This is a genomic window from Streptomyces murinus (assembly GCF_002154555.1).
Taxonomy (GTDB): Bacteria; Actinomycetota; Actinomycetes; order Streptomycetales; family Streptomycetaceae; genus Streptomyces; species Streptomyces murinus.
This window is the reverse complement of record NZ_MUNF01000695.1, coordinates 1-6,615: the sequence shown is the minus strand read 5'-3', so window position 1 is coordinate 6,615 and position 6,615 is coordinate 1. Positions and strand designations below refer to the sequence as shown.

Genomic DNA, 6,615 nt, shown 5'->3' with positions numbered 1-6,615 from the left:
ACGGGGATCGCGGGGCCCGGGGACCTCGGGGGACCCGGCGGGGTCAAGAGCCCCGGCCGGACCGGCGGAGTCAGCCGCGTCGTCCACGTCCGCCACACTCGCCGCATCCGTCACACTCGCCGAATCCACCGCATCCGCCGCGTCCGCCGCGTCCGCCGCGTCCGCCGTGAGGATCACCGAGCGGGTGAGGTGGCGCGGCCGGTCCGGGTCGAGGCCGCGCGCGGCGGCGACGGCGACCGCGAGCCGCTGGGCGCGGACGAGTTCGGCGAGCGGGTCGAGACCGCCGTCGACCCACAACCCACCGGTGTCCCGGACCTGTTCGGCGAGCCCGTCGGGCGCCTCGCCGAACATCCAGGTGGCGGTGCCCTTCGTGGTGATGCTGATCGGGCCGTGCCGGTACTCCATCGCCGGGTACGCCTCGGTCCAGGACAGGGACGCCTCGCGCATCTTCAGTCCGGCCTCGTTCGCGAGCCCGACCGTCCAGCCGCGCCCCAGGAAGGTGAACTGGCCGCATTCGACCAGGCCTTGGGGCAGAGGGGTGGTGAGTGCGGTGCGGCCGTCGGCGACCACGGAGTCCGTGTGCAGGCCGAGGTGGGCGCGCAGCAGGGTGAGGGCGGTGGTGGCGAACCGGGTCTGGACGACGGAGCGTTCGTCGGCGAAGTCCAGCACCACGAGATCGTCGGCGGCGCTCATCACGGGCGTCGCGGGGTCGGCGGTGACGGCCGTGGTGCGGGTCGCCGCACCCCGCAACCGGCCCAGCAGTTCGAGCACTTCGGTGGTGGTGCCGGAGCGGGTGAGGGCGATCACCCGGTCGTACGACCGCCCGTACGGGAACTCCGAGGCGGCGAAAGCGTCGGTCTCGCCCTGCCCCGCGCCCTCGCGCAGGGCAGCCACCGCCTGCGCCATGAAGTACGAGGTCCCGCAGCCCACGACCGCGACCCGTTCACCCGCCGCCGGCAGCGCGTCCCGGTGCCGTCCCGCCTCCTCGGCGGCCCGCGTCCAGCACGCGGGCTGGCTGTTCAGCTCGTCCTCGACATGGGTCATGCCCACACCCTCCCCTGGCCTGGCTGATTGTTCCTGCAAGATATAGCGAGCTTTCGAGCACAATCAAGCATTCCCATGGGACCGGGGGCGCACTACGGGGGTGCGCTAGGGTCACCGATCGAGGAACGCATGGAGAACGGAGGCCGCGGATGTCCCGGGACGCCCGCTGGAAGGCGCTGCTGGAACTGCTCGTGGAGCGCGGCCGGCTGGACGTCGAGGAGGCGGCGGCCGAACTGGCGGTGTCGGCGGCGACGATCCGCCGGGACTTCGACCAGCTCGCCGAGCAGCAGATGCTGGTCCGCACCCGGGGCGGCGCGGTGGTGCACGGGGTGTCGTACGAACTCCCGCTGCGCTACAAGACCGCCCGCCGCGCCTCCGAGAAGCAGCGGATCGCCACCGCGGTGGCCGATCTCGTGGCGCCGGGCGAGGCGGTGGGGCTGACCGGGGGCACGACGACCACGGAGGTGGCCCGCGCCCTCGCCGTGCGCGGCGATCTGGCCACCGGCTCCCCGGCGTTGACCGTGGTCACCAACGCGCTGAACATCGCCAATGAGCTGGCCGTGCGGCCCCAGTTCAAGATCGTGGTCACCGGTGGGGTGGCCCGCCCGCAGTCGTACGAGTTGATCGGGCCGCTCGCGGACGGGGTGCTCGGGCAGATCAGGCTGGATGTGGCGGTGCTCGGGGTGGTCGCCTTCGACGTGGTGCACGGCGCGGCGGCGCACGACGAGGCGGAGGCGGCGATCAACCGGCTGCTGTGCGAGCGCGCCGAACGGGTGGTGGTCGCCGCGGACTCCAGCAAGCTGGGCCAGCGGGCGTTCGCCCGGATCTGCCCCGCGCGTCTGGTGGACACCCTGGTGACGGACACGGCGGTGGACCCGGAGGCGGTCCACCGCTTCGAGGAGGCCGGGATCCGCGTCGTCGCCGTATGACGCGCGAGCCGTCCGGCTACCAGAGGGCGCCGCGATCGACCTTCACGAACCCCGCGCCGCGCTGGTCGTTGCAGCCCATCAGCGGGCGGTCGACCGTGTCGGGCGGGAACTGCTGGGCCTGGAGGGCCACGCTGACCAGGGTCAGCAGCAGATCGACATCGCTCGCGGCGTCGAGGCGCAGGGTCACCCACGGCGAGCCGGGCACGATCCTGATCACGCCGGAGCGTTTGAGGTCCCTGGCGAACCGCCGGATGGCCCGGTCGGTCAGCCGCAGATCGACATCGCGGTCCGAATGGAAATGGACGATCTCACCCTTGGCGGAAACCACCGCCTGTCCCTGACCGCAGCTCGGCACGGCCTGTCTCAGGTCCGGCCAGGTCGCCAGTTGCGCGCATGCGCGCGAGGCCAACGTCATGGGCCCATCATGACGCGCTCACCCCGTTGCAACCAGCGCGTGAGCAAGCATTAACCGACCTGTATCCGGACCGGGTTGCCGCGCCCATACACGCGTACGAACACAACGCAAGCGACCGGCATGCCGATTCGGCCCGCCATCTGGCCAAACCCCCACGTCCGCCCCCCACTTCGCCGCCTCACGGTGAGGAGCCGTGACGACACCTCGGGCCACTCCCGGCATCAAACGGCCGCGAAGACGTCGGTGGGCCGTACCGGCCGCAAGGTGATCCGGGTGACCTGGCCGCGGTCGGTGCCGATGTGGAGGACGGCGAGGGGGTGGCCGCCGGGTGCGATGAGGTGTGCGGGGGCGCCGTCGACGGTGAGCCGGCAGATCGCTCGGATACGGTCGGCGAAGCGCACGGTCTCGGTGGCGATGGCGGTCGCGCCGGTGACGACCGTACGTGCTCCGGGCGGGAGGAGTGCGGCGTCGGCGTCGCGCACGCTGTCGGGGGCCAGGAGCCGGATCATCTCGCGGGTGTCGCCGGTGCGGGCCGCGGCCAGGAACGCTTCGACGATCTCGCGGTCCGGTGCCTGTCGTGCCTGTCGCCGCGCCTCGACGGGTGCCGGGGAGTGCAGGCGCCGCCGGGCCCGGCTGGCGTGCTTCTTGGCGCTGGGCACCGTCCCGTCGAGGACCTGGGCGATCTGGTCGAACGGCATGGCGAACAGATCGTGCAGGACGTAGGCGACGCGCTGGGGCGGGGTCAGCTGCTCCAGAAGGACGAGCAGAGCGCGCGAGACGTTCTCGGTGCGCAGGACCGCTTCGTCGGCGGACAGTTGCTCGGCCGGGATCGCGTCCGCGAGCAGCGGTGCCTCGCCACGCCGGCGGCGGGCGCGCAGCTCATCGAGACAGAGCCGGGCCGTGACGGTGGTCAACCACCCGGCCGGATTGTCGATCCGCTCTGCGCGGTGCCCGGCGGCGGCGCGCAGCCACGCGGTCTGGACGGCGTCCTGGGCGTCATGGACCGAGCCCAGCATGCGGTGGGCGACCGACAGCAGCTGAGGCCGGGCGGCCTCGAAGTCCTCGACCGTGATCGGCACGGGTGTCACCTTTCGGAGCTCGCGAACGTCAGGAGGGTCGGTTCAGCCCATCCCTGCTCGCACCCCGAGGAGACCCTCATGAGTCTACAGATCGCGTTCGCCCTGACCGTCCTGTGCGTCGCCGCCAACGCCTTCATCGCGATCGCCGACTACCGGAAGGCCCGGTTCGTGGCCGCGAACGCCGCCCTGGTCGGCGTCCCGCCCACCGCCGTGCCGTACCTGGCCACCCTGAAGCTCGCCGGCGCGGTCGGCCTCACCGCCGGACTGCTCGGTGCCCGGTGGCTCGGCCTCGCGGCGGGCGCCGGCCTGACCGCGTTCTTCATCGGCGCGATCATCACGCACGTCCGCGCGCACGTCCTGCACAACATCGCGTTCCCCGGCGCATATCTGCTGCTGGCCGTCGCGGCGACCGTCTACTTCGCGGGCTGAGCCCGGGGCCGGCCGTCGCCGGGTTCACGGGCCGAGCCGCACCGCTCCGCCCGGCGCCCGGCCGGCGATCAACGCCGCCAGCGGTGTGGCCAGGCCGCGCGGTGAGAACAGGACCACGCTCCACACCGCCACCGGGCGCCGCCCGCACGACGACCGGCCCGTCCGCCCACGTTCGGCCCGCACCGTCACCCACCTGACCGGACCGCACAGCGCAGGCGTCTCTCTGGTCCGCAGGCTGATCCAGACCGCCTCCTCTAGACGGCCCGATCTGAATCACCGGTCAGAGCGGCCGCGGTCAAGGTGAGGTGCCGGACCAGGACGTCGGCCGCGGTGTCGGCGTCGCGGGCCAGCGCCGCCTCCTCCAGCCTGCGGTGTTCCTCGGCGCCGTCCCGGCCGGGGTCGCGGTGCGCCGACCAACGGCGGGCCAGCTCACTCGCGGTCCACAACCGGTCGAACGTCTCCAGCAGTGCGCGATTGCCGCACGCCTCCAGCAACGTGCGATGGAAGGCTCGGTGCGCCTCGGCCCAGGCGCCGGTGTAGTGCTCGCCCTCCTGCGGCGCGTACGCCGGAGTGCGCACCAGACGATGGTGGGCGGCCCGCACCCGGGCCTCCCAGTCGACGTCGCCACGCTCGATCGACATGCGCAGAATGGCCGGTTCGACGGTCCGGCGGGCCTCCGCGATCTCCTGCCAGCGGCGGTCGGAGAAGGACGGCACCGCGAAACCGCGGTTGGGCAGCCGGTCGGCGAGCCCCTCGCCGACCACCCGCACGAGCGCCTCGCGCACCACGGCCAGGCTCACGCCCTGCTCCTTGGCGAGATCCTGCGGCTTGAGAGGGGCGCCGGGGGCGTGGTCCCCGCGCATGATCGCGTCCCGCAGGTGTGCGTAGACCTGCTCGGAGAGCATCTGCTTCCCCGGCGGGGCCGGGGAGTGCGCCGTCTGAGTCATGCGCCCATCCTAGACGATCGGATAGACGATTCCTTAGATAATCGATTATTGCTGTTACAGTCGATTCACCAGCCGCCGAAGGACGTCATCGTCCGGACAGGAACGACCGCTGTGCCTGCCAACGACCCCTTCGCCCGCCTCCCCGAGGCGGCTTCCTTCACCGTCACCAGCACCACCGTCGACGACGGCGCCGCCTGGCCGCCCGCGCAGCACGCCTCCGGCCTGCCCGGCGGCAGGGACATCTCCCCGCAGCTGTCCTGGAGCGGCGCACCGGAGGGCACCAAGAGCTACGCCGTCACCGTCTACGACCCCGACGCCCCCACCGGGTCCGGGTTCTGGCACTGGGCGGTCACCGACATCCCCGCCACCGTCACCGAACTCCCCGAGGGCGCCGGCGACGACACGGGCGCGTATCTGCCCGGGGGCGCCTACCAGTTGCCCAACGACGCCCGTACCGCCCGCTACCTCGGCGCCGCCCCACCGGCCGGACACGGCCCGCACCGCTACTTCGTCGTGGTCCACGCCCTCGACGTCCCCTCGACAGGCGTCCCCGCCGACGCCACACCGGCCGTCCTCGGCTTCACCATGGCCGGTCACACCCTCGGCCGCGCGGTGCTGACCGCCACCGCCGAAACCCCCGCCTGACGACACCGCGCCACCCGACTCCCCGGAGACACCACCGCCATGCACCTCCACACCCTTCCCGACCCCACCCGCCGCGGCATCGGCCTGATGGACCTGGACACCGTCCGCACCGTCAGCCGCGCCGTCACCGCCGCCCATCTGTTCATCTACCTCGTCCCCGAGACCGCCGAGGAGGCGGCCGAGCTGGGCGTGACCGACCCCGGGCCGGCGTATCTGGCCTTCCGGTCCGCCGCGCTGGGCGCGGTTCCGTGGCAGGTCACGCTCGCGGCCTTCTACAACTTCAGCCCCCGGGCGGTGCGGGCCATGGCAGGCGCATGGGACGCCGCACCGCCCGAGCGATGGCGGGCCGCCCGCTTCCTGGCCGCCGAAAGGGCGATACGGCGCGTCGACGTGCAACTCACCGACGACCACATAGCCGAGGCGCGCTCGCTGATCGACCCGGTCGTCGCCGGCGCCGACTACGCCGGCAAGGTGCTGGCCGCCGCGAACGCCTCGGTCGCGCTTCCCCCCGACCCCCTCGTCGCACTCTGGCAGCAGATCACGGTGGCGCGGGAATGGCGCGGCGACGCACACCTCGTCGTACTCGCCGACAACGGCCTCGGGCCGTGCGACTGCCTCGTCCTGCACACCGCGACCGGCCGCCTTCCAGCCACCCTCGCGCGAGCGACCCGACAATGGGACGACGACGAGTGGAACGCGGCGACGGCACGCCTCGTCGCACGCGGCTGGCTCGACTCCGACTCCGTACTCACCGACGCCGGCAGCGCGGCACGCGAGCGCATGGAAGCGGAAACCGACGAGCACTGCGCCGCACTGTGGGCGCCGATCGGCAACACGGGCGCCCGCCGCTTCGCCTCACTCATCGCACCGATCACCAACGCGTTCACCGCGGCGGGCACGTTCCAGACCGTCCACTGACGGCCTGATCTCGCATGAACGGTCCCTCGCGGGAGCGAACCCGCCACCCGGTCCCTGAGCGTCGGCCTGCTCGGTTACGCGACCGCGCTCACACGGTGAGCGCCACGAAGGAGGACGATGCATTGCGTGCAGCAGCAGCCAGAGCCGCCTTGAGGACCGAGGCCGAGGGGTCGCGGTGCGCGGACCCCCTCACCCCCGCAAGTGCCCCC

At 72.7% G+C, this 6,615-nt stretch carries 8 protein-coding genes and 1 pseudogene; 4 read left to right on the top strand and 5 right to left on the bottom strand.

From position 1 onward, the window contains the following. Positions 1 to 168: 168 nt before the first annotated feature. A pseudogene (locus CCN72_RS33295) lies at positions 169 to 1,044 on the bottom strand (SIS domain-containing protein); the annotation flags it as partial. Between the two features lie 149 nt (positions 1,045 to 1,193). Here CCN72_RS33295 and CCN72_RS33290 point away from each other — a divergent pair. Then, positions 1,194 to 1,973 carry a DeoR/GlpR family DNA-binding transcription regulator gene (locus tag CCN72_RS33290; protein ID WP_086811980.1) on the top strand — a complete coding sequence of 260 codons (780 nt, stop codon included), beginning with the start codon at positions 1,194 to 1,196 and terminating at the stop codon, positions 1,971 to 1,973. Positions 1,974 to 1,989: 16 nt separating this feature from the next. On the opposite strand, the gene CCN72_RS33285 is transcribed toward CCN72_RS33290, so the two are convergent. Next, a complete protein-coding gene (locus CCN72_RS33285; protein ID WP_158101463.1) occupies positions 1,990 to 2,388 on the bottom strand; it encodes a luciferase domain-containing protein in 399 nt (132 codons plus the stop codon). Between the two features lie 221 nt (positions 2,389 to 2,609). Continuing rightward, positions 2,610 to 3,467 carry a sigma-70 family RNA polymerase sigma factor gene (locus CCN72_RS33280; RefSeq protein WP_086811979.1) on the bottom strand — a complete coding sequence of 286 codons (858 nt, stop codon included), beginning with the start codon at positions 3,465 to 3,467 and terminating at the stop codon, positions 2,610 to 2,612. A 78-nt stretch (positions 3,468 to 3,545) separates the two neighbouring features. On the opposite strand from CCN72_RS33280, the gene CCN72_RS33275 reads away from it, so the two are divergent. Further along, positions 3,546 to 3,896, top strand: coding sequence for a DoxX family protein (locus CCN72_RS33275; RefSeq protein WP_086811977.1), 351 nt, complete (start codon positions 3,546 to 3,548; stop codon positions 3,894 to 3,896). 24 nt (positions 3,897 to 3,920) lie between these two features. Here the strand turns inward: CCN72_RS33275 and CCN72_RS39325 are convergent, their stop codons facing one another. Both CCN72_RS39325 and CCN72_RS33270 read right to left on the bottom strand, forming a co-directional pair. Further along, entirely contained in the window at positions 3,921 to 4,079 is a 159-nt protein-coding gene (locus CCN72_RS39325) for a hypothetical protein (protein WP_158101462.1), read from the bottom strand. Between the two features lie 71 nt (positions 4,080 to 4,150). Continuing rightward, positions 4,151 to 4,843, bottom strand: coding sequence for a GntR family transcriptional regulator (locus tag CCN72_RS33270; protein ID WP_086811976.1), 693 nt, complete (start codon positions 4,841 to 4,843; stop codon positions 4,151 to 4,153). Between the two features lie 111 nt (positions 4,844 to 4,954). On the opposite strand from CCN72_RS33270, the gene CCN72_RS33265 reads away from it, so the two are divergent. Beyond that, complete coding sequence (locus CCN72_RS33265) at positions 4,955 to 5,488, top strand: YbhB/YbcL family Raf kinase inhibitor-like protein (RefSeq protein ID WP_086811974.1); 534 nt, start codon at positions 4,955 to 4,957, stop codon at positions 5,486 to 5,488. 39 nt (positions 5,489 to 5,527) lie between these two features. Next, complete coding sequence (locus CCN72_RS33260; RefSeq protein WP_086811972.1) at positions 5,528 to 6,406, top strand: SCO6745 family protein; 879 nt, start codon at positions 5,528 to 5,530, stop codon at positions 6,404 to 6,406. Positions 6,407 to 6,615 lie beyond the last annotated feature (209 nt).